Annotated in this window: 19 protein-coding genes; 9 read left to right on the top strand and 10 right to left on the bottom strand. The window is 68.8% G+C overall.

Annotated features, from left to right (window positions below; all coding sequences use genetic code 11):
• The first annotated feature begins 1 nt into the window (after window position 1).
• The 4 genes from G3A44_RS12595 (at window position 2) to chrA (ending at window position 5059) form a co-directional block, all read left to right on the top strand.
• A complete protein-coding gene (locus G3A44_RS12595; RefSeq protein ID WP_239061853.1) occupies window positions 2–1522 on the top strand; it encodes an aldehyde dehydrogenase in 1521 nt (506 codons plus the stop codon).
• 83 nt (window positions 1523–1605) lie between these two features.
• Entirely contained in the window at window positions 1606–2526 is a 921-nt protein-coding gene (locus G3A44_RS12590) for an amino acid ABC transporter substrate-binding protein (RefSeq protein ID WP_163457880.1), read from the top strand.
• A gap of 145 nt (window positions 2527–2671) precedes the next feature.
• A complete protein-coding gene (locus G3A44_RS12585; RefSeq protein WP_163457879.1) occupies window positions 2672–3634 on the top strand; it encodes a chromate resistance protein ChrB domain-containing protein in 963 nt (320 codons plus the stop codon).
• Window positions 3635–3691: 57 nt separating this feature from the next.
• On the top strand, window positions 3692–5059 hold the full coding sequence (gene chrA, locus G3A44_RS12580; protein ID WP_163457878.1) for a chromate efflux transporter: 1368 nt from the start codon (window positions 3692–3694) through the stop codon (window positions 5057–5059).
• Between the two features lie 127 nt (window positions 5060–5186).
• Here chrA and G3A44_RS12575 read toward each other — a convergent pair whose 3' ends face one another.
• Genes G3A44_RS12575 through G3A44_RS12560 form a run of 4 tightly spaced genes read right to left on the bottom strand, consistent with a single transcriptional unit; the run spans window position 5187 to window position 8287 of the window.
• Window positions 5187–5504, bottom strand: a complete 318-nt coding sequence (locus tag G3A44_RS12575; RefSeq protein WP_163457877.1) for a non-heme iron oxygenase ferredoxin subunit — start codon at window positions 5502–5504, stop codon at window positions 5187–5189.
• A 7-nt stretch (window positions 5505–5511) separates the two neighbouring features.
• Window positions 5512–5994, bottom strand: a complete 483-nt coding sequence (locus G3A44_RS12570) for an aromatic-ring-hydroxylating dioxygenase subunit beta (protein WP_163457876.1) — start codon at window positions 5992–5994, stop codon at window positions 5512–5514.
• A 17-nt stretch (window positions 5995–6011) separates the two neighbouring features.
• Complete coding sequence (locus G3A44_RS12565) at window positions 6012–7271, bottom strand: aromatic ring-hydroxylating dioxygenase subunit alpha (protein ID WP_163457875.1); 1260 nt, start codon at window positions 7269–7271, stop codon at window positions 6012–6014.
• 29 nt (window positions 7272–7300) lie between these two features.
• On the bottom strand, window positions 7301–8287 hold the full coding sequence (locus tag G3A44_RS12560) for a 2Fe-2S iron-sulfur cluster-binding protein (RefSeq protein ID WP_163457874.1): 987 nt from the start codon (window positions 8285–8287) through the stop codon (window positions 7301–7303).
• A gap of 98 nt (window positions 8288–8385) precedes the next feature.
• Between G3A44_RS12560 and G3A44_RS12555 the strand changes: the two genes are divergently transcribed.
• Entirely contained in the window at window positions 8386–9309 is a 924-nt protein-coding gene (locus G3A44_RS12555; protein ID WP_163457873.1) for a LysR family transcriptional regulator, read from the top strand.
• A gap of 22 nt (window positions 9310–9331) precedes the next feature.
• Here the strand turns inward: G3A44_RS12555 and G3A44_RS12550 are convergent, their stop codons facing one another.
• The 6 genes from G3A44_RS12550 to G3A44_RS12525 form a co-directional block, all read right to left on the bottom strand.
• Complete coding sequence (locus G3A44_RS12550) at window positions 9332–10210, bottom strand: MurR/RpiR family transcriptional regulator (RefSeq protein ID WP_163457872.1); 879 nt, start codon at window positions 10208–10210, stop codon at window positions 9332–9334.
• Between the two features lie 161 nt (window positions 10211–10371).
• Complete coding sequence (locus G3A44_RS12545) at window positions 10372–11190, bottom strand: hypothetical protein (protein ID WP_163457871.1); 819 nt, start codon at window positions 11188–11190, stop codon at window positions 10372–10374.
• An 84-nt stretch (window positions 11191–11274) separates the two neighbouring features.
• Complete coding sequence (locus G3A44_RS12540) at window positions 11275–12411, bottom strand: substrate-binding domain-containing protein (RefSeq protein WP_163457870.1); 1137 nt, start codon at window positions 12409–12411, stop codon at window positions 11275–11277.
• A gap of 59 nt (window positions 12412–12470) precedes the next feature.
• A complete protein-coding gene (locus G3A44_RS12535; protein ID WP_163457869.1) occupies window positions 12471–13496 on the bottom strand; it encodes an ABC transporter permease in 1026 nt (341 codons plus the stop codon).
• A 59-nt stretch (window positions 13497–13555) separates the two neighbouring features.
• Window positions 13556–15091 carry a sugar ABC transporter ATP-binding protein gene (locus G3A44_RS12530; protein WP_163457868.1) on the bottom strand — a complete coding sequence of 512 codons (1536 nt, stop codon included), beginning with the start codon at window positions 15089–15091 and terminating at the stop codon, window positions 13556–13558.
• A 95-nt stretch (window positions 15092–15186) separates the two neighbouring features.
• Entirely contained in the window at window positions 15187–16116 is a 930-nt protein-coding gene (locus G3A44_RS12525; RefSeq protein ID WP_163457967.1) for a sugar ABC transporter substrate-binding protein, read from the bottom strand.
• 294 nt (window positions 16117–16410) lie between these two features.
• Between G3A44_RS12525 and G3A44_RS12520 the strand changes: the two genes are divergently transcribed.
• Genes G3A44_RS12520 through iolB form a run of 4 tightly spaced genes read left to right on the top strand, consistent with a single transcriptional unit; the run spans window position 16411 to window position 22133 of the window.
• On the top strand, window positions 16411–18351 hold the full coding sequence (locus tag G3A44_RS12520) for a bifunctional 5-dehydro-2-deoxygluconokinase/5-dehydro-2-deoxyphosphogluconate aldolase (protein ID WP_163457867.1): 1941 nt from the start codon (window positions 16411–16413) through the stop codon (window positions 18349–18351).
• A 47-nt stretch (window positions 18352–18398) separates the two neighbouring features.
• Entirely contained in the window at window positions 18399–20276 is a 1878-nt protein-coding gene (iolD, locus tag G3A44_RS12515; protein ID WP_239061852.1) for a 3D-(3,5/4)-trihydroxycyclohexane-1,2-dione acylhydrolase (decyclizing), read from the top strand.
• Between the two features lie 48 nt (window positions 20277–20324).
• The gene (gene iolE / locus G3A44_RS12510; RefSeq protein ID WP_163457866.1) at window positions 20325–21233 is read left to right on the top strand and encodes a myo-inosose-2 dehydratase; all 909 of its coding nucleotides are present in this window, start codon (window positions 20325–20327) and stop codon (window positions 21231–21233) included.
• Window positions 21234–21290: 57 nt separating this feature from the next.
• Window positions 21291–22133: a 5-deoxy-glucuronate isomerase gene (iolB, locus tag G3A44_RS12505; protein WP_163457865.1), complete on the top strand. Its 843-nt coding sequence runs from the start codon at window positions 21291–21293 to the stop codon at window positions 22131–22133.
• The last annotated feature ends 151 nt before the right edge of the window (window positions 22134–22284 follow it).

Raw genomic sequence — 22284 nt, 5'->3', positions numbered from 1 at the left:
CATGCCCGCATCTGACCTGCGCCCCGCCCTGCCCCGCCACGCCCTGCGCATCCACGGCCAAGACCGCCCGCCCGCCGGCGGCCAGTGGTTCACCACGCAGAACCCCTTCACCGGCGAAGACTGGGCCGAGGTGGCGCGCGGGGATGCCCGCGACGTGGACGCCGCCGTGCAGTCGGCCCACGCCGCGCTCACCACCGGGCCCTGGGCCACGATGAGCGCCACCCAGCGCGGCGCGCTGATGCTGCGCGTGGCCGACCTGATTGCCCGCGACGCCGCCGCGCTGGCCGCGCTGGAGGTGCGCGACAACGGCAAGCTCTACGCCGAGATGCTGGGCCAGCTGAACTACATCCCGCAGTGGTTCCGCTACTACGGCGGCCTGGCCGACAAGATTCAGGGCAGCACCCTGCCGCTGGACAAGCCGGGCTACTTCGCCTTCACCCGGCATGAGCCGGTGGGCGTGGTGGCGGCCATCACGCCCTGGAACTCGCCGCTGCTGCTGGCCACCTGGAAGATCGCCCCGGCGCTGGCGGCGGGCTGCACGGTGGTCATCAAGCCCTCGGAGTTCACCTCGGTCTCCACCCTGGCGCTGGCGGCGCTGTTTGACGAGGCGGGCTTTCCGCCGGGGGTGGTGAACGTGGTCACCGGCTTTGGGCCCGAGGTGGGCTCGCCCCTGGTGGAGCACCCGCTGGTGGCCAAGGTGAGCTTCACCGGCTCGGACGCCACCGGGCGCCACATCAACGCCCAGGCCGCCCGCCTGCTCAAGCACACCGCCATGGAGCTGGGCGGCAAGTCGCCCAACATCGTGTTCGACGACGCCGACCTGGAGCAGGCGGTGTTTGGCGCCATCTCCGGCATCTTTGCCGCCACGGGGCAGACCTGCATTGCCGGCTCGCGCCTGCTGGTGCAGGACTCGATCCACGACGCCTTTGTGGAGCGCCTGCTGGCGGTGGCCCGCACCGCCCGCCTGGGCGACCCGATGGACCCGGGCACCCAGGTGGGCCCGGTGACCACGCCGCCGCAGTACCGCAAGGTGCTGGAGTACCTGGACATCGGACGCGCCGAAGGCGCCACCGCCGTGCTGGGCGGCGAGGCCGGCCACGCGCCGGGCTGCGGCGGCGGCCCGGCCGGCCAGGGCTGGTTTGTGCAGCCCACGGTGTTCACCGGCGTGCAGCCCGAGATGCGCATCGCGCAGGAGGAGGTGTTCGGCCCGGTGCTCTCGGTGATCCGCTTCAAGGACGAGGCCGACGCGCTGCGCATCGCCAACGGCGTGCGCTTTGGCCTGGCGGCGGCGGTATGGACACGCGACATCGGCCGCGCCATCCGCATGAGCGAGCGGCTGCAGGCCGGCACGGTGTGGGTCAACACCTACCGCGCCGTCAGCTTCATGGCGCCCTTTGGCGGCGTGAAGGACTCGGGCCTGGGCCGCGAGAACGGCCAAGACGCGGTGCGTGAGTACCTGCAGACCAAGACCGTGTGGCTCAACACCGGCGCGGTGGCGGGCAACCCCTTCGTGCTGCGCTGAAACCCTTCCCGGCGGCACAGGCGGCGGGGCCGCCGGCGGTGCGGCCCCGACTTTCTACTCCCTTCCCCTGCAGGAGCCTGTGCATGACTTCCTCGTCCCACCTTCGCCGCACCTTGGCCTCTGCGCTGGCCACCGCCGCGCTGCTGGCCCTGGGCCAGCCCGCCACGGCCTGGAGCCAGACCCGCGACACGCTGCAGAAGATCCGCGAGACCGGCGTGATCGCCCTGGGTGGGCGCGACGCGAGCTTTCCGTTCTCGTACAAGGTGGGCGCCGAAGGCGCGCCCATCGGCTACTCGGCCGACCTGTGCCAAAAGGTGGTGGACGCCGTCAAAACCAAGCTGAACCTGCCGCAGCTGAAGGTGGAGTACACCATCGTCACCCCAGCCAACCGCATCGCTTTGCTGCAGAACGGCACCATCGACCTGGAGTGCAGCACCACCACCCACACCCTGGCCCGCGCCCAGCAGGTGGACTTTGCGCCCACGCACTTTGTGGCCAGCATTGCGGCGGCCACGCGGCGCAACACCGGTGTACTGCAGATGGCCCACCTGGACGGCAAGACCGTGGCCACCGTGACCGGCAGCACCTCCATCCAGCTGCTGCGCGCCTGGCGGCGTAACGAGCAGGTGCAATTTGGCGAGGTCTCCGGCAAAGACACCGCCGAGACCTTTTTGCTGCTGAGCACGGGCCGCGCTCAGGCCATGATCTTGGAAGACGTGCAGCTGGCCGGGCTCATCGCGCGCTCTGCCGCACCCACCGACTTCCTGATCTTGGAAGAGCGCCTGCGCGACGAGCCCTACGCCTTCATGCTGCGCAAGGGCGACACCGCCTTCAAGGCCCTGGTGGACGAGACCCTGACCCGCGTCTTCAAAAACGGCGAGGCCGCCGAGCTGTACGCCAAGTGGTTCACCCGCCCGGTGCCGCCCAGTGGCGTGAACCTGGCTTACCCCATGCCGGCTGCCCTCAAGGCGGCATTGGCCAACCCGGCGGCCAAGGGCATTTGAAGGGCCCTGGGCTCAGCCCCCGCGCCAACGCCCACACGGGCTAGACCGGAAAGCGCTGCACCGGTAAGCGCCACACCGCCAAGGGCTGACCCGCCGCCCGGCAGCAAATTTATGCAATGATCTCTACAACTTTGTAGAGATCACTATGCAAACCTGGCTCGTCCTGGTCACCAGCCTGCCCACGGAGAACGCCACCGCCCGCATGCGGGCCTGGCGGGCGCTCAAGGCCTGCGGCGCGGCCGTGTTGCGCGACGGGGTCTACCTGCTGCCGGCCCAGGCCGCTTGCCGCGAGGCCCTGGCCCCGGTGGCGGCCGACGTGTCCGCCCATGGCGGCAGCGCCTGGCTGCTGGAGGCGCCCACGCCTGAAGGCGCGGACTTCACCCCCCTGTTTGACCGCACCCCCGACTGGGCCACCCTGCAGGCCGAGTGGCAGGCCGAACTGGGCACGGTGGACGCGGCCGCCGCCGCCACGGCACCGGGTGCGGCGGCGCTGCAGCGCCAGCTGCGCAAGCTGCGCCGCCGGCTGCAGGCGCTGCAGGCGGTGGACTTCTTTCCCGGCCCGGCCCAGGCCCAGGCGCTGCAGCATTGGCACGCGCTGGAGCAGGCCTGCGCCCGCGCACTGCACCCCGGCGAGCCCGCGCCCGCCGACACCGCCCTGCAGGCCCTGGACCGGGCCGACTTTCAGGGCCGCACCTGGGCCACGCGCCGCCGCCCCTGGGTGGACCGGCTGGCCAGTGCCTGGCTGATTGGCCGCTTCATTGACGCGCAGCCCACCTTGTTGTGGTTGGCCGCGCCGCAAGACCTGCCCGCCGGCGCGCTGGGCTATGACTTTGACGGCGCCCGCTTCAGCCACACCGCCCAGCGCGTCACCTTTGAGGTGCTGGTGGCCAGCTTTGGCCTGGACCACCCCGGCCTGCCCGCCCTGTGCCGCCTGGTGCATGCGCTGGACGTGGGCGGCCCGCGTCCGCCCGAAGCCACCGGCGTGGAACGGGTGCTGGCCGGCCTGCGCACCGCCCTGAGCGATGACAACGCCCTGCTGGCCGCCGCCAGCCCGGTGTTTGACGGCCTGCTGCAGGCCGGTGCCGAGGCGGCAGAAGACGCCGCCTGAATCCGCCCCGGGGGCCGCGGCCCCTGCCCCGCATTTCCTGACCCCACACGCCCCACCATGACCCCACCGGCCCCATCCACAGCACCCGACGACGCCACCGCCGCGCCGCCGCCCGTCAGCTTCTGGCAGGCCTTCGCCTTCTGGCTCAAGCTGGGTTTCATCAGCTTTGGCGGCCCGGCCGGGCAGATCGCCATCATGCACACCGAGCTGGTGGAGCGCCGGCGCTGGATTTCAGAGAAGCGCTTTCTGCATGCGCTGAACTACTGCATGGTGCTGCCCGGGCCCGAGGCGCAGCAGCTGGCCACCTACATCGGCTGGCTGATGCACCGCACCGCCGGCGGCATCGTGGCCGGGGCGCTGTTTGTGCTGCCCTCGCTGGCCATCCTCATCGGCCTGTCCTGGGTCTACATCGCCTGGGGCGAGCAGCCGCTGGTGGCCGGCCTGTTCTACGGCATCAAGCCGGCGGTGACGGCCATCGTGGTGCAGGCGGCCCACCGCATTGGCTCGCGGGCCCTCAAGAACAACACGCTCTGGGGCATTGCCGCAGCGGCGTTTGTGGCCATCTTTGCGCTGGGCGTGCCCTTCCCGGCCATCGTGCTGGCGGCGGCCCTGATCGGCTATGTGGGCGGGCGCGTCGCGCCGGCCCAGTTCCAGGCCGGTGGCGGCCACGGCAAGGCCAAGGCCTCGTTTGGCCCGGCGCTGATTGACGATGCCACGCCCACCCCGGCCCATGCCCGCTTTGCCTGGGGCCGGCTGGCCGCCGTGCTGGCCGCCGGGGCCGTGCTGTGGGTGCTGCCCATGGGCCTGCTCACCGCCAGCCTGGGCTGGAACCACACCCTCACCCAGATGGGCTGGTTCTTCACCAAGGCCGCGCTGCTGACCTTTGGCGGTGCCTACGCGGTGCTGCCCTATGTTTACCAGGGCGCCGTGGGCCACTACGGCTGGCTCACCCCCACGCAGATGATCGACGGCCTGGCCCTGGGCGAGACCACACCCGGCCCGCTCATCATGGTGGTGGCCTTTGTGGGCTTTGTGGGCGGCTACGTCAAGGCGCTGTTCGGGCCCGAGTCGCTGTTCCTGGCCGGCGCCGTGGCCGCCTGCCTGGTGACCTGGTTCACCTTCCTGCCGTCTTTCGTCTTCATCCTGGCCGGCGGCCCGCTGGTGGAGTCCACCCACAACGACCTGAAGTTCACCGCCCCACTCACCGCCATCACCGCCGCCGTGGTGGGCGTGGTGCTCAACCTGGCGCTGTTCTTCGGCTACCACGTACTGTGGCCCCAAGGCTTTGCCGGCACGCTGGAATGGCCCTCAGCGCTCATCGCCGTGGCCGCCGCCCTGGCCCTGCTGCGCTTCAAGCGCGGCGTGATCGAGGTAATCGCCGCCAGCGCCGTGCTGGGCCTGGTGGTGCACCTGCTGAGGGGCTGAGCAGGGGCATCATGAGGAAGCGCTGGGCCGCCCCCTGTTTCCTCACCCCCCGCATGGAAGCTGTGCCTAGACTGGGCTGGTCTGGGGGCTGCTGTGCCAACGCAGAGCCGCAAGGGCCCCGGGTGACTCAGCCCAGGGCGAGCCAGACCCGTCCGTTCTCGATGCGCACGGGGTAGCTGACGACCGGCTCGGTCACCGGGGCACAGGTGGGCGCACCGGTTCGCACATCGAACTTGCCCTGGTGAAGCGGGCACTCGATCTCGTGGCCATCGAGGAACCCATCACACAGGCGGGCGTTGCCGTGCGAGCACAGGTTGTCGGTGGCGTAGACGGCCTCGCCCACGGTGTACAGGGCAATGTCGCGTCCTGCCACCTCGACGCCGATCACGTCATCGGCGGGCAACTCGCTGGCGGCGAGCACATCGGTCCATTCGGCTTGACTCATGCTCACCTCAGATCGGGTAAATGATGGAGTTGGGGATCATCTCGCTGTCGTAAATGCACTGGCGCGAGGCGAACTTCAGACCGTCGGGCGTGCGGACCACCGTGTCGATGTAGCGCCCGACGTTGAAGACGGTGGACTCCTGCGACAGCTTGGTGCGGAACACCGCATAGTTGGCCTCACTCTCGATGCGCCCATCGACCACTGCACGCACCCGCGGTGCGCCCACGACATGGCGCTGGTAGTACGGGTCGTGGAAGATGGTCTCGGTGATGCCGTAGACGCGGTCCTTCAGCATGCCTTTGCTGGTGAAGGCCAGCGTGGCCAGCGGGAAGCCTCGATCGAAGTTCTCGCGCGGCTGAAGACGGTAGACGCAGTCTTCGGTGAAGAACTCCGGCCACAGGGCCCAGTCGCCCGAATCGACGGCGGCGGCGTAGTCGGCATAGAGCTGGTTCAGTTCCAGCCAGTCTTGAAAGCTCAGTGGGGTATGCATGGCTTGATCCTTGTGCCTCAGGCTTCCATCACGTCGCGCCAGTAGCGGTACATGCCGCGAATCAGCGTCTCGGTGACCATGTGCTCGGTGTCCTCCACCCCCTTGCCGCCCAGTTCGGCCACGGCGCGGTGGAAGGGCTTGCTCTCGAAACCTTCCTGAGAAAACTCGATCACCTCCCCGTCGTCCGCCGACACAAAGCCGGCCGGGCCGAACAGGTTGGCCTGGCGCAGCCGGCGCTGGGTCATCTCTTCGCTGTCGTCCTCAAAGCCGAAGTGCGTCCAGACGAAGTCGAAGCTGCCGTTGCCATTGGGCTGGATGTGGCGGGTGGACACGCTGTTGACCTGCTGCTGCAGGATCACCGACGGGAAGATGGTGGTCATCACCGCCGTGGGCCCTTGCCACCACGCCTCGGGCACGATGTCCAGGAAGCTCGGGTCGTTGAGCTTCATGCTCTCCTTGAAGGAGGACACGCTGGTGACCTGGTCGGACTTGCCGCCCTGGCCGCGCGTGCTGATCATCGCGGCGTGGCGGTGCTTGTCGTCCATGCGCAGCTGCGACTTGTTGTCCGCACGCCAGAGACCAAAGGTGACGAACCAGGTGTGCAGCAGGCCCGGGTGGTACGGGTCCTTGATGTTCTCCTGCATCAGCTTCCAGTTGCCGGGGATGCGCTGGCGGTTGTAGCCCAGCACCTTGAGCTTGCGACCGTTGAACAGGCGATCGAAGTAGCCCAGGATCGTCGGGCCGAGATAGTCCTCGAACGACTCCACCTCATGGTCGAAGGAGGCAAAAACCACCCCACCGCGAGCGGCCACCTTCAGCTTGGTCAAGCCGTGGTCCTCGGTGCGGAAGTCGCCGGGCATGCCGCCATGTACCTGGCCGTCCTGCTTGACGCCGCGACGAAACGGCACGCCTTGGAGGTCGCCCTTGAGGGTGTAGCTCCACTGGTGGTAGGGGCAGACCAGGTCCTTGCGGTTGCCGTGGCGTTCGCGGCAGAAGCGCATGCCGCGGTGGGCACAGACGTTCTCGACCACGTTGATCTGACCATCGGCATCCCGCACCATCACGACCGAACGCTCGCCCACCACGGTGCGCTTGAAATCGCCCGGGTTAGGCACCTCGGCCTCCAGGCCCACGTAGCACCAGTGGCCCTTGTAGAAGAAGCGCTCCAGTTCGCGCTGGTACACCTGCTCATCGGTGTAGGCGGCAAAGGGAATGCGGTGGGTGCCGTCAGTTTCCCACTGGGGCTTTTCGGGGAAGACGGTCAATGTCTCGCTCATGGAAGTCTCCTGGATGGAACTGTTCTTGGTCAGGTGCCTTGGCTGTAGAAGGCGTCGGCGTAGACATGGTCGGGGGCCATACCGCGCTGGCGGGCCAGCTGCGTGGCGGCCTCGACCATTGGCGGGGAGCCGCACAAGTAGGCGCGCCACCCCGTCAGGTCCGGGTGGTCTGCTTCGATGGCCTGGGTGACCAGGCCGCAGCGGTGCAGCTTGGGGTCACCGCCGGAGCTGACCACGACGTGCACGCGAAGCCTCGGGTTCTGGGCCTGCAGCGCTTGGAGCCACGTCAGGCCGTAGAGGTCGCGCGGCGAGCGGACGCCCAAGTAGCAATGGATGTCGCTCTGCAGATTCTCCGCAGCGATGCCCCGAAGGATGGACAGGATCGGCGCCAGTCCGGTGCCGCCGGCCACACACAACAGGGGCCCTTCATGCTTGCGGCGCAGGTAGGCCGACCCGAGCGGACCGCTGACCTTGACGGCGTCCCCCACCTTCAATTGCTCGGCGATGTAGCCCGTCACACGGCCACCGGGCACCAGGCGGACATGGAACTCGAAGAGCGCGTCACTGGCCAGGCCGGCCATGGAGTAGGGGCGACTCAGCTCCGGCCCGAACTGAAGCTGCACATACTGACCCGGCGAGAACTCGATCGGCTTGGCCGGCTTGAGCAGGAGTCGCTTGATGTCGTGCGTCAGGTCCTCGATGGCCACGACGCTGGCCTTGACGATCTTGGCGGGGTGCACCACCACCTCGTCCGGCTCCGGAATCCGGATGGTGCACGGCTCGGTGACATAGGTCTGGCAGGCCAGCACCTCGGTGTCCTGCGCGTCCAGCGGGCGCTGCTCCAGGCCACCACTGGCCAGCACGTCGCCCTCGACCACCCGGCAGCGGCAGGTGCCGCACCGGCCCGACATGCAGGAGTAGGACATTGGCACCTGGGCCCGCAAAAGGACCTCGAGCAGGTTGGCGCCAGGCTCGGCCTGGAGGATGCGGTTGAGCGGTTGTACGAGGATGTCCATGTCGGGGCTTGGTGGCTGCCGGCATCATTCCTCGGCCCGTTCATTCGGCAAATAGAATCACGTGAATGTGATTTATCACTGTGCGTGATAGAGGTGCCATGGAACTGACCGACATTGACCTGAACCAGTTGGTGCTTTTTCAGCAGCTGATGGTGGAGCGGCGCGTCTCAAAAGTGGCCGAGAACCTGGGCCTGACCCAACCGGCGGTCAGCAACACGCTGGCCAAGCTGCGACGCCAGTTCGGCGACGACCTGTTTGTGCGCACCGCTGCGGGCATGGTGCCCACCCCCTTTGCCGAACAGCTGGCCGAACCGATCGGCTATGCCCTGGGCATGATCCACAGCGGGTTGAACCAGCACAGCCGCTTTGAGCCCGCCAGCGTGAAGCGCACGCTCACCGTGGGCATGACCGACATCGGCGAGATCGTCTTCCTGCCCGCCTTGGTCGAACGCCTGCGCCAAGAGGCACCGGGCATCACCCTGGCCACGGTGCGCACCACAGCGACCACACTGCGCGACGACATGGAGGCCGGCAAGGTCGATCTGGCCATCGGCCCGCTGCCGCAGTTGAAGGCTGGCTTCTTCCAGCGGCGCCTGTTCCGCCAGCGCTATGTGTGCCTGTTCCGCAAAGGCCATGCGCTGGACCGCGCGAGCCTGTCACTGGCCGACTTCAAAGCTGCCGAACACCTGGTGATCGTGTCGGCCGGCACCGGCCATGGCCGGGTGGACGAGCTGATCCAGCGTGCCGGCATTGAGCGCAGCACGCGCCTGACCGTGCCGCACTTTGTCAGCGTGGGCCACATCCTGCAGCGCTCAGACATGGTGGCCACGGTCACCGAACGGCTGGCCCAGAGCCTGGCCCAGCCCTTTGACCTGAGTTTCCGTGCCCATCCGGTCGATTTGCCCGAGGTGGCGATCAATGTGTTTTGGCATGGCAAGGTGCATCGCTCACCGGTACACCAATGGCTGCGGGGGATCGTGTTCGAGCTGTTTGGAGAAGACGCGTCAAAGGCGGTGGAATGAGCGGAGCGCCCCCCGAGCCCCCTCAGGTCAACACCGGTGCCCGCGCCGCAGAGGGCACATACTCCAGCTCCAGCCGGTAGGCCAGGGCCACAAACAGCGCTTGGGCCAGGCCCATGCTGGCGGTGAGGGCGCGAAAGCCCAGGGTGGCGCTGTCCTGCACGATGAGGGCAGCCTCGGCATCGCGGGCCAAGGGGCTCATGCGGCTGTCGGTGATGGCGATGACGCGCGCGCCCTGCTGCACGGCACGCTGGCTCACCTCCACCGTCTCCTCGGCATAGGGCGCAAAAGAGATGCTGATGAGCACGTCACCCGGGCGGATGGAGCGGGTCTGGCCGGTCTGCATGCTGCCCAGGCCGCTGAACAGGCCGATGCGCTTGTCGGTGTGCTGCAGCGCGTAGTCCAGGTACGCGGCCACGGGGAAGGAGCGGCGCGAGCCGGCGATCCAGATGGCGGTGGTGTCGGCCAGCAGGTCCACGGCGCGGGTGAAGGCGGCCTGGTCCAGGCCGTGGCGCAGCTCCTGCATGCCGGCGATGCTGCCCCCCAGGAACTCGTCAGCGATCTGCGTGGGCTGCAAAGCGCTGCTGCCCGACTCGATCACCTCTCGCACCCGCAGGTGGTAGGAACGGCCGGGGGCGATCTGCTGCGACAGGCCGGCGCGGAACACCTTCTGCATCTCCGAGAAGCCGGAGAACCCGAAGTGCTTGGCAAAGCGCACCACGGCCGAGGGCTGCACGCCGCACTGCTCGGCCACGGTCTGGATGCCGTCCAGGCCCAGGTGGTCGCGGTGCGCCTCCACATGCCGGGCGATGACCTTGAGCTGCTTGCTCAGGTCTTCGTACTGCTGGGAGATGGCCTGCAGAAAAGCGTCAACGGTGGCGGGCGGCTGGGGAGCGGCATTCATGGCGGAGCGACGGCGGGGGGACTCTGGCATGGTGGCCGCAAGCGGGGGCACTCTCGCCTAAGGATTTCCCGAATAGAACGGCTTGGAAATGAATTTCCAAGCCGGCCGATGATGCCATGCCCCCGTGGGCATGGGTGGGCGGGCGGAGTTTCGACCGCCGCTCAATCGACGCAAGCGGCCCGCGCACCCGAGTAGGCCTGGTCAAAGGTGGCGCCAGCGCGCACCGCGTCAAGCACGGCCTGTACACCCTCTGGCCCTGTGCAGCGCAGGAAGCCGCGCACCTCGTGGCCGGCGGTGGTGTAGACCCGCCGCAGGTTGTCGGGGACGTCGCCTGACGTCTCGCCATACCGGCGCAAGGCGGTGCCCCAGTCACTGAAGGATCGCAGTTCGTCCAGCGTCGGGGTGGGCAGGCCGCGGCCCTGGATCGCGCGCCAGTTGTCTTCCGAATGACGGGGCTCGTCGGCCACCACCACCGCCACCCCTTCATCGAACCACCGCGGAATCTGGCGGGCGTGCCACCAGCCGCCAGCTCGGCGATACAGCTCGGCATGCGACCACTCGTGGGCGATCAGCGGCGCGACCCGGCCCCTGTAGGAGAGCCGGATCGCCATGTCGCCATAGGCCGCCGCTGGCTGGCCATAGGAGCCGAAGCGGTGGTCGCAGGCGCTGGTGAGGCAGGCCACGACGTAGGGCTGTGACGTGAGTTCACCGTAGAAGGCAGCCACGACGGCGCGGCCCTGCTCGATCTGCCGCTGAAGTTCCTGCCGCTGCTCGGCCGTCATGGCCGGCTCCACGTAAAGCCGGGGGTTGACGGCCTCCAGGCCCGAAGCCTGCGGGAACCAGATGCGCGCGCTGTCGATCACACCACAGCCGCTCAGGCCGCAGGCGGCAGCCAGCGCCAGCCCGGCAAGGCACCGACGTGCTGGGTCGTGCGAAGGGTAGCGAGGTGTGTGGCGCGGGTGAACGGGCAGCTTGGGCATTGGACGCAGCCTGGCGGCGGGCATAGGCGCCAACATAGCAGACTGGCCGTCACCCGCCAGAGCGGGCCAGAGCGGCAGCGCCGATCAGCGGTAGCTGCCGCTGTAGCGCTCCACCTTATCCAGGTTGAGACGAGTGACAAAGCCGGGGCCGGACTGGATGTCGCGGCCGTTGGAGGGCTTGAGCTCGATGCCGTAGCGGCCCATGCGCTGGTGCAGCGGGTACAGGGTGTAGAGCTGGTACTTGGGCGTGTTGATGTTGGCCGGGCGGCCCATGCGCAGGTACTCGGCCAGGTAGGCCACCGAGAGGTAGCCCTGGGCGTAGGGCTGCTGGTCGATGGCAAAGCCCACCAAGCCTTTGCGGATGCCCTCGGTGATCTCGGCGGAGAGGTCGAAGGTGTAGAGCATGGGCACGGCCTGCCCGGCTGGCAGGGCGCGCAGTGCGGCCATGGCCGGCAGGGCGGAGGTGGTGCCCAGCGCCAGCAAGGCGGTGGGCACGTTGCTGCCCTGCAGCAGGGCGTCGATGGTGCTGCGCATGGCCTCCGGCGAGCCGTCCAGGACCAGCTCCTGCACGCCACTGTCCTGCCCGGTCAGGCCCTTGTGGAAGCCGGCGCAGCGCTCATGCGAGGCCTGCACGCTGGAGAAGTGGTTCAGGCAGACGAACTTCTTGTGCCCGGCCTTGGCGGCGCGCTGGCCGGCCTGCAGGCCGGCCAGGTATTCGGGCTGACCGATGTGCAGCAGGGCCTTGACGGCCACGCTGTCGTCGGTGGTGCCGGAGTTGACGGTGACCAGCGGCAGGCCGCGGGCGGCCAGCGCCGAGAGCGGGCCCTTGAGCTTGCCCAGGTCGGCCACGGTGGCGGCCACGGCGTCGTAGCGGTCGGGGCCGAGCTTGCTGATGATCTCGGCCATGGCGTCGATGCTGCCGTCGGCCGGGTTGAGGTAGTCCACCTGGGCGTTGAAGTCGGCCGCGCCGTCCTTCAGGGCGTTGCGGATGACGTTCCACCAGGTGTCGCTGTTGGGGGCATGGCTGACGAAGGCGATGCGCAGCGGGCGGGCACCGGCCGCGGCGGCGGTGGGCTGCCCCGGGGTGGCGGCGGCCTGCGCGGGGCCCGGGCTCCAGGCCAGGACGGCGGCCGCAACGGCCGCACCGATCAGGCAGATGACCCGACGGGCGGCCTGCGGCCACCCCATCAGGCCGGTGGCAGGGCGATGAGCGCGGCGCATGGCGGACTCCTCGTGGTGGCGGTGGCAGGGTCGGCGGCAGTGCCCGGGGGCATTGCGGCTCAACGGCCCTTGTTGCGCTGGCGGTACTGGTCGGCCACCACGGCGGCCACGATGATGGCGCCCTTGACCATCTCCTGGTAGTACGCGTCGATGCGGATGAAGGTGAAGCCCGAGGTCATGACACCCAGGATGAGCACGCCGATGACGGTGCCGGTGACGCGGCCCAGGCCCCCGTTGAGCGAGGTGCCACCGATGACCACCGCGGCAATGGCGTCCAACTCGTACATCACGCCCATGCCGCTCTGGCCGGAGATGGCACGCGAGGCGGTGACGGTGCCGGCGATGCCCGCCAGCAGGCCGGCGATGGTGTAGACCCAGATCAGGTGGCGGTTGACGTTGATGCCCGAGACGATGGCCGCCTGGCGGTTGGCGCCGATGGCGTAGGTGAACTTGCCAAAGCGGGTGTAGCGCAGCACCACATGGAAGATGGCGGCGATCACCAGGAAGATGATGACCGGGTTGGCCCCGGAGCCGATCCAGGCGAAGTCATCGGTGAGCATGGACACCGGCATGCCGTTGGTGAACCACTTGGCAAAGCCGCGGGCGGCCACCATGGTGCCCAGCGTGGCGATGAAGGGCGGGATGGCGGTGAAGGCGATGAGTGAGCCATTGACCAGGCCCACCAGCAAGCCCACCACCGCCCCGGCCAGCACCGGCCAGATGATGGGCAGGTCGGTCAGTTGCGGAAAGACGGCGCGGGGGAAGTCCGAGACCTGCGCCAGGCTGGCCGAGACCACCGCCGCCGCCGCCACCACCGAGCCCGAGGACAGGTCGATGCCACTGGTGATGATCACCAGGTTGACGCCCACGGCGATGATGCCGATGACGGCCATCTGCAGGATGATGATCTGCAGGCGGTCGACGTTGAAGAGGAAGCTCTGGCCGTTGACCCACCAGCCCAGGGCCTCGAACAGCAGGCTGATGCCCACCAGCACGGCAAAGATGCTGGCCTCGGGCGGGAGCTTGCGCCGCGGGGGCTTGAAGGTCATGGACTCGGCGCCCAGGGTCTGGTTGAAGAGGGACATCGCTGCGGTCTCCGTGTCGTCTTGTTCGGGGTTGTCTGTCTGTGTCGGGTGGGCGGGCCTCAGCGTGAGGCCAGCTCCATCACGCGGACCTGGTCGGCCTCGCTGCGGTCGAGGATGCCGGTCATGTGGCCCTCGTGCATCACCATCACGCGGTCGCTCATGCCCAGCACCTCGGGCATTTCCGAGCTGATCATCAGCACGGCCACGCCCTCGCCGGCCAGGCGGCTGACCAGGCGGTGGATCTCGGCCTTGGCGCCCACGTCAATGCCGCGGGTGGGCTCGTCCAGGATGAGGATGCGGGGTTTGGTGAGCAGCCAGCGGCCGATCAGCACCTTCTGCTGGTTGCCGCCGGAGAGGTTCTGGATCACCTCGTCCAGGCCCGGGGTCTTGACGCGCAGGGTGCGCGACATGGCCTCGCAGTCAGCCTGCAGCTGCTTCTGCTGGACAAAGCCCCAGCGCACGTAGCGGTCGTGCAGCACGGCGGTCTCCATGTTGGAGAGGATGTCCAGGATGAGGAAACAGCCGGTGTCCTTGCGGTCTTCGGTGAGGAAGGCCATGCCGTGGCGCAGGGCGTCGGCCGGCTGGCGGATGTGCACCACCTCGCCGTTCAGGCGGATCTCGCCCTGGGTGGCGGGCACCACGCCAAACAGTGCCTCGGCCACGTTGGAGCGGCCAGAGCCCACCAGGCCGGCCAGGCCCAGGATCTCGCCGGCGCGCAGCTCAAAGCTCACGCCGCTGAACACGCCCTCCACGCCCAGGTCCTGGACCGAGAGCACCACGTCGCCGATGGGCACGGTCTCCTTGGGGAACATCTGGGTGATTTCGCGGCCCACCATCATGCGGATGATGTCGTCGCGGGTCACGTCTTGAGAGGCGTGGGTGCCGATGTACTTGCCGTCGCGGAACACCGAGAACTCGTCGGCGATCTCGAACAGCTCGTTCATCTTGTGGGTGATGTAGACGATGCCTTTGCCCTGCTCGCGCAGCTGCCGGATGATGCGGAACAGGTGGGCCACCTCGCGCTCGGTCAGCGCCGAGGTGGGCTCGTCCATGATGAGCACGTCCGAGTCGAAGGAGACGGCCTTGGCGATCTCCACCATCTGACGGTTGGCCACCGACAGGTAGCGCACCTCGGTCTCGGGGTCGATGTCGATGGACAGGCGGTTGAACAGGCGCTGGGTGCGCAGGCGCAGCTCGGCGTGGTCCACCAAGCCGAAGCGGTTCTTGGGCTCGCGGCGGATCCAGATGTTCTCGGCCACGGTCATGAAAGGCATCAGGTTGAGCTCCTGATGGATCATGGCAATGCCGTGGTTGAGGGCGTCGAGCGGGCCGTGGAGGGTGACGGGCTCGCCCTTGAGGCGGATCTCCCCGGCATCGGGGGTGTAGACGCCGGCGATGATCTTCATCAGCGTGGACTTGCCGGCGCCGTTCTCGCCCATCAGGGCGTGCACCGTGCCCGCACGCAGCGCAAAGCGCACGTTGTCCAGGGCCACCACGCCGGGAAAGGCCTTGCGGATGCCTTCGATCTCCAGCAAGGGCGCGGGGGCGGTGGCGCTGGCCAGAGGGCCGCGCTCGGCGGTGAGGGTGTCGGACATGGATCGCTCGCGGAAGGAATGCGTCGGGTCGCCACCCAAGGCGGCCCGAAGGCCGGGGGCATGCCAGGCACGCCCCCGCTCAGAGAAGCCGGGAATCAGTTCTTGCCGGCGTACTTGCTCAGGTTCTCCGGGGTGACCAGCTCGAAGGGCACGTTGACGAAACGGTCCACCGGCTGCTTCTTGATCAGCTTGATGGCCGCCTCCACCGAGCCCGCGCCCTGGCCGGCGGCGTTCTGGAACACCGTGACCTTCAGGTCACCGGCCTTCATGGAGGCCAGGGCGTCGGGGGTGGCGTCGATGCCGCCGACGATGGAGGCCGGGGTCCACTTCTTGGCGGCCTTCAGGGCATTGATGGCGCCCAGGGCCATCTCGTCGTTGTTGGCGATGATGGCGTCGAACTTCACACCCGAGGTCAGCCAGTTGGTGGTGATGTCCTGTGCGTTGGTGCGGCTCCACTTGCCCTCGCGCTTGTCGACGATCTTCATGCCCGAGCATTCCTTGGTGGCCACCACGTCCTCGATGTCCTTGGTGCGGGTGCGCGCGGCCTCGTTGGAGAGCTCGCCCATCAGCACCAGGATGTTGCCCTTGCCCTTGAGCAGCTTGCAGATGTGCTGGGTCTGCAGGGTGCCCGAGACCTTCTCGTCAGAGGCCACGAAGGCCACACCCGCCGGCAGCTGGGCAAAGTCCGTGGGCTTGCGGTTCACATAGACCAGCGGGATGCCCGCGGCGGCCACCATCTTGGTGATCTTGGGGGTCACGTCGGTATCCACCGGGTTGACGATGATCGCGTCCACCTTCTGGGCGATCATGTTCTGGACCTGGCTGAGCTGGGTGCCCACGTCGTTGCGGCCATCCTCGATCTGCACGGTGGCGCCGGCCTTCTTGCCGGCCTCGGTGATGCCATTGCGCAGGATGGTCAGGAAGGTGTCGTCGAACAGCGCCATGGACACGCCGATCTTCTGCGCATGGGCGGGCATGGCGCCCAGGGTGGCGGCGGCAGCGGCGGCCAACAGCAGCTTCTTCATCATGGTCCTTGTCTCCTACGTGGTCTGTGGTGGATGTCCGGTGGAATCACTCGCGCCGCGGCCCCTGCTGAAGGCGGGACGTTCTCTGCGGCACGGCGCCACTGTAGCCAGCGGGCCCGAATTTTTGGAAAAAACTTTCTAGGTAAATGCACCTAGAGAAAGTCAGTTTCCAAATTCCTAGACTGCACGCCATGCCGACAACCGCGGCCGATGGGGAGCGACGCCCCCCCACGCTGGCCCGGCTCCCCCCCACACAGAAACCTGAACGGGGGCGTCTGACGCCCCTGACACCGGATGACCACACTCTCGATTCCCACCGGCCGCCGCTTCGACCTGGCCTGCCTGGGCCGCCTGGCGGTGGACCTCTACGCCCAGCAGGTGGGCTCGCGCCTGGAAGACGTGGCCAGCTTTGCCAAGTACCTGGGCGGCAGCTCGGCCAACATCGCCTTTGGCGCGGCCCGCCTGGGCCTGCGCGCCGCCATGATCTCCCGTGTGGGCGATGAGCAGATGGGCCGCTTCCTGGTGGAGACGCTGCAGCGCGAAGGCTGCGACACCACCCAGGTGCAGACCGATCCGCAGCGCCTGACCGGCCTGGTATTGCTGGGCCTGAAGGACCGCGACACCTTCCCGCTGCTGTTCTACCGCGAGAACTGCGCCGACATGGCGCTGGACGCCGCCGGCATCGACCCGGCCTTCATTGCCGACTGCCGCGCCCTGCTCATCACCGGCACCCACCTCTCCACCGACGGCACCCGGGCCGCCTCGCTGGCCGCCTTGAAGGCCGCCGGTGAGGCCGGCACCCTGCGCGTGCTGGACATCGACTACCGCCCCGTGCTGTGGGGCCTGACCGCCCGCGGCGAAGGCGCCAACCGCTACGTGCCCGACGCCGCCGTCAGCCAGCGCCTGCAGGCCGTGCTGCCGCAGTTTGACCTGCTGATCGGCACCGAGGAGGAGTTCCTCATCGCCGGCGGCGTGGCGCATGACCTGCCGGGCTCACTGCGTGCGGTGCGCGCCGTCACCCCGGCGGCGCTGGTGGTCAAGCTGGGCGCCAAGGGCTGCTGCTTCATTGCCGCCGGCCAGCCCATCCCGGCCGATCTGAGCCAGGCGCCCACCGCGCAGGGCGAGCGGGTGGAGGTGCTCAACGTGCTGGGCGCGGGTGACGCCTTCGCCTCGGGCCTGCTCACCGGCTTTCTCACCGGCAAGGACTTCCACGGCGCAGCGGCCATTGCCAACGCCTGCGGGGCCATCGTGGTGTCGCGCCACGCCTGCGCGCCGGCCATGCCCACGCCGGCTGAGCTGGCCCACTGGTTCAGCGGCCACCGCCACCCCAAACCCGATGCCGACCCCACGCTCAACCACCTGCACCGCGCCAGTGCAGCGCGTGTGCAGTGGCCGGAGCTGAACGTCATCGCCTTTGACCACCGCGCCCAGTTCTACGACCTGTGCCGCCAGGCCGGCGCGCCGGAGACCCGCATCCCCGCCCTGAAAAAGCTGCTGGTGCGTGCCGCCGAGCAGGTGGAGGCCGCGCGCGACCTGCAAGGCCGCACCGGCGTGCTGATTGACGGCGGCGGCTACGGCCACGACGCCCTGTGCGACGCCACCGGCCGCGGCTGGTGGGTGGGCCGCCCCATCGAGCTGCCCAGCTCGCGCCCGCTGCGCTTTGACCAGACCCAGTCCGTGGGCAGCGCGCTGCTGAGCTGGCCGCGCGAGCAGGTGGTCAAGTGCCTGGTGCACTACCACCCCGACGACCGCGCCGACCTGCGCCTGGAACAGGAACAACGCCTGATGGAGCTGTGGGAGGCCACCCGCACCAGCGGCCATGAGCTGCTGCTGGAGGTGATCCCGCCCAAGGCCGTGACCCCCGCCGGCACCGAGGACGAGGCCGTGCTGCGCAGCGTCAAGCGCCTCTACAACCTGGGCCTCAAGCCCGAGTGGTGGAAGCTCTCGCCCATGCAGGCCGAGGGCTGGCAGGCCCTGGCCGAGCTGGTGGCCGAGCGTGACCCCTGGTGCCGTGGCGCCGTCATCCTGGGCCTGAGCCAGCCGATGGCCGTGCTGGCCGAAGGCTTCAAGCAAGCCACGCACCCCATCGTCAAGGGCTTCATGGTGGGCCGCACCCTCTGGGCCGAGCCCAGCCTGGCCTGGCTGCAAGGCCGGCTGGACGACGCCGGCCTGGTGGCCACCGTGGCCGGCAACTTCAGCACCCTGGTGGATGCCTGGCGTGCCAGCCGCCGCTGAGCCCCGGCCCCACCTCCTGACCCCAGACACCTCTGACCCCCTCTGACATGAGCCCAACAACGATCCGCCTGACGATGGCGCAAGCCCTGGTGCGCTACCTGGCCGCGCTGCGCATCGAACTCGACGACGGCCGCGTGGTGCCCTACTGCGCCGGCGTGTGGAGCATCTTTGGCCACGGCAACGTGGCCGGCCTGGGCGAAGCCCTCTGGGCCGAGCGCGAGGCGCTGCCGACCTACCGCGCCCACAACGAGCAGGGCATGGCCCTGGCCGCCGTGGCCTACGCCAAGGCCAACTTCCGCCAACGCATCATGGCGGTGACCACCAGCATCGGCCCCGGCGCCACCAATGTGGTCACGGCCGCCGCCATGGCGCATGTGAACCGCCTGCCGGTGCTGATCCTGCCGGGCGACATCTTCGCCACCCGCGCCCCGGACCCGGTGCTGCAGCAGATCGAGAGTTTTGAGGCCGGCGACGTCTCGGCCAACGACTGCTTCCGCCCGGTGGTGCGCTACTTTGACCGCCTCACCCGCCCCGAGCAGCTGCTGTATGCCCTGCCACGCGCCATCCAGGTGATGACCGACCCGGCCACCTGCGGCCCGGCCTGCCTGGCGCTGCCGCAAGACGTGCAGGCCGAGGCCTTTGACTACCCCGAAGAATTTTTCCAGCCCGCCGTGCTGCGCATCCGCCGCCCGGCACCGGACGAGCGCGAGCTGGCCGACGCCCTGGCCTTGCTGAAGACCGCCCGCCAACCGCTGATCGTGGCCGGCGGCGGCGTGCTGTACGCCGGCGCGTCCCAGGCCCTGGCCGCCTTTGCCAGCACCCACGGCATCCCGGTGGTGGAAACCCAAGGTGGCAAGAGCGCGCTGGCCTGGGACCACGCCCTCAACCTGGGCGCCATCGGCGTGTGCGGCTCACCCGGCGCCAACGCCATGGCGCGCGAGGCCGATGTGATCCTGGCCGTGGGCACCCGCCTGCAGGACTTCAACACCGCCTCGCACGCCCTCTACGGCCAGGCCCGGCTGCTGGGCCTGAACGTGCAGGCCTTTGACGCCCACAAATGGCACGGCCAGGCCCTGGTGGCCGACGCCCGCCTGGGCCTGGAGCGCTTGAGCCAAGGCCTGGGCCCGGGCGCCGCCCACTGGGCCGCCGACACCGCCTGGACCCAGCAGGCCCGGCAGCACGCCCAGGCCTGGCGCGAGCGCGTGACCGCGCTGACCACCACCGCCACCCCGGCCGGCGCCTTGCCCTATGACGCCGAAGTGATTGGCGCGGTGCGCGACTCGGCCCCGGACTCCCCGGCCTCGGACGTGGTGGTCTGTGCCGCCGGCACCCTGCCGGCCGAGCTGCACAAGCTCTGGCGCAGCAGCCAGCCGGGCAACTACCACATGGACTACGGCTACTCGTGCATGGGCTACGAGATCGCCGGCGCGCTGGGCGCCAAGTTCGCCCGGCCTGAGGCCGAGGTCATCGTGATGGTGGGCGACGGCTCCTACCTGATGATGAACTCCGAGCTGGCCACCTCGGTGATGCTGGGGAAGAAGATCATCGTCGTGGTGCTGGACAACCGGGGCTATGGCTGCATCGAGCGCCTGCAGGTCAAGAGCGGTGGCGCCAGCTTCAACAACATGCTGGCCGACTGCATTCCCGAGGGCGGCGAACCCTCGCGCGTGGACTTTGTGCTGCACGCCCGTGGCCTGGGTGCCGACGCCGTCAAGGCCGCCAACGTGACCGAGCTCAAGGCCGCCATGCAGGCCGCCCGCGCCGCTCGGCGCAGCCAGGTGGTGGTGATCGACACCACCCACCACCGCACCACCGGCGACGGTGGCGCCTGGTGGGAAGTGGCCATCCCCGAAGTGAGCCAACGCCCTGAAGTACGCGCCGCCCACGCCCACTACCTCGACCAGAAGGGGCGCCAGCGCCTGTGAGGCGCGGCGGCCCCACCCCTCCTCTTCCATTTCTAGAAAGACCTCAACATGACCTGGAACGTCCGCATCGGCATCAACCCCCTGTCCTGGATGAACGACGACCTGCCTTCCCTGGGGGGCGAGACCCCGCTGGAGAAGGCCCTGGCCGAAGGCAAGGAGATCGGCTACGAAGGCTTTGAGCTGGGCAACAAGTTCCCCAAGGACGGCCCGGGCCTGAAAGCCAAGCTCGACGAATTCGGCCTGGCCTGCGTGTCAGGCTGGTATTCCGGCTTCCTGGCCGAAGGCACGCTGGAAGACGAGATCGAGCGCTGCCACGACCACATGGCCAAGCTGCAGTACAACGGCGTGAAGGTGGTGGTGTACGGCGAGTGCGCCGGCACCGTGCAGGGCCAGATGGACACCCCCGTCTCGCGCCGCCCCAAGTTTGCCGATGAGGCCGCCTGGCAAGGCTACGCCCAGCGCCTGAACGCTTTTGGCGAGCACCTGCTGGCCCGGTACGGCATCCAACTGGCCTACCACCACCACATGGGCGCCTACGTGGAGTCGCCCGAGGACGTGGACAAGCTGATGGCCCTGACGAACCCCGCCTATGTGGGCCTGCTGTTTGACACCGGCCACGCCTACTTTGGTGGCGCCGCCGACCCGGTGGCCCTGCTCAAGAAGCATGTGACGCGGGTGGTGCATGTGCACTGCAAGGACGTTCGCACCGCCGTCATCGCCACCGCCCGCAACGACGCGTGGAGTTTCTTGAAGGGCGTGCTGGCCGGCACCTTCACCGTGCCCGGTGACGGCGCCCTGAACTACGACGAGGTGCTCAGCACCCTGCATGCCGCCGGCTACCAGGGCTGGCTGGTGGTGGAGGCCGAGCAAGACCCGGCCGTGGCCCCCAGCTACGAGTACGCCCAGAAGGGCTACCGCACCCTGCGCGCCATCGTGGACCGCCTGAGCGCCCAGTAAGACTTGCGCCCATCGCGCTGACCCGGCTTCACGCCCTACCCTTCGCCCCACCCCACCATGCCCAGTCCCCTCCTCGTCAAGGCCAGCGCTGGCCGCGAGATCTGTGACGTCACCCCCGAGCGCGCCGGCTGGCAGCACGTGGGCTTTCGCGCCCTGCGCCTGGCCGCTGGCGAGCTGGAAACCCTAGCCACTGGCGCCCTGGAACTGTGCCTGGTGGTCCTCACCGGCACCGTGCGGGTGAGTGCCCAGCCTGACGGCGAAGGCCCGGCTGCCGAGTGGTTTGGCCTGGGCCAGCGCGACAGCGTCTTTGACAACCTGCCGCCGGCCGCCGTGTACGTGCCCCCCGGCCACCAGCTCAGCATCACCGCCGAGCGCGACGCCGAGGTGGCCCTGTGCACCGCACCGGGCCACGGCCAGCAGCACCCGCTGCGCGCCATCGATCCCGCCACCATGCGCCGCAGCGTGCGTGGCCAGGGCGCCAACACCCGCCACGTCTGCGACATCCTGCCGCACGACGACCCGCAGGCCGCCAGCCTGCTGGTGGTGGAGGTCATCACCCCCGCCGGCCACAGCAGCAGCTACCCGCCGCACAAGCACGACCAGCAGACCCCGCCCACCGAAACCCTGCTGGAGGAAACCTACTACCACCGCCTGAACCCACCGCAAGGTTTTGCCTTCCAGCGCGTCTACACCGACGACCGCAGCCTGGACGAAGCCTGCGCCGTGGAAGACCACGACGTGGTGATGGTGCCGCGCGGCTACCACCCGGTGGTGGCCCCGCACGGCTACGACCTGTACTACCTCAACGTCATGGCCGGCCCGCAGCGGCTGTGGGTGTTCAAGAACGACCCGCAGCACGAGTGGATGCTGCACAACCCGCCCGCGCCCCTGAAGCGCTGACCGCCCCGCCGGCCCTCCACCCCTTCCCCTTTCCCATGGCTGCCGCCGGCGGCCAGGGAGAACCCACGGCGACAGCCCGCTGCTGCCGCCCTCGCCCAGCCGGGCCATGACCCGGCGTTCATCACCCTAGGAGACTCTGCATGACCCGTCC

Origin of the sequence: Ideonella livida, assembly GCF_010499455.1 — a bacterium.
GTDB lineage: Bacteria > Pseudomonadota > Gammaproteobacteria > Burkholderiales > Burkholderiaceae_C > Ideonella > Ideonella livida.
The sequence above is the reverse complement of the archived record's forward strand: the minus strand, read 5'-3'. Positions and strand labels throughout refer to the sequence as shown.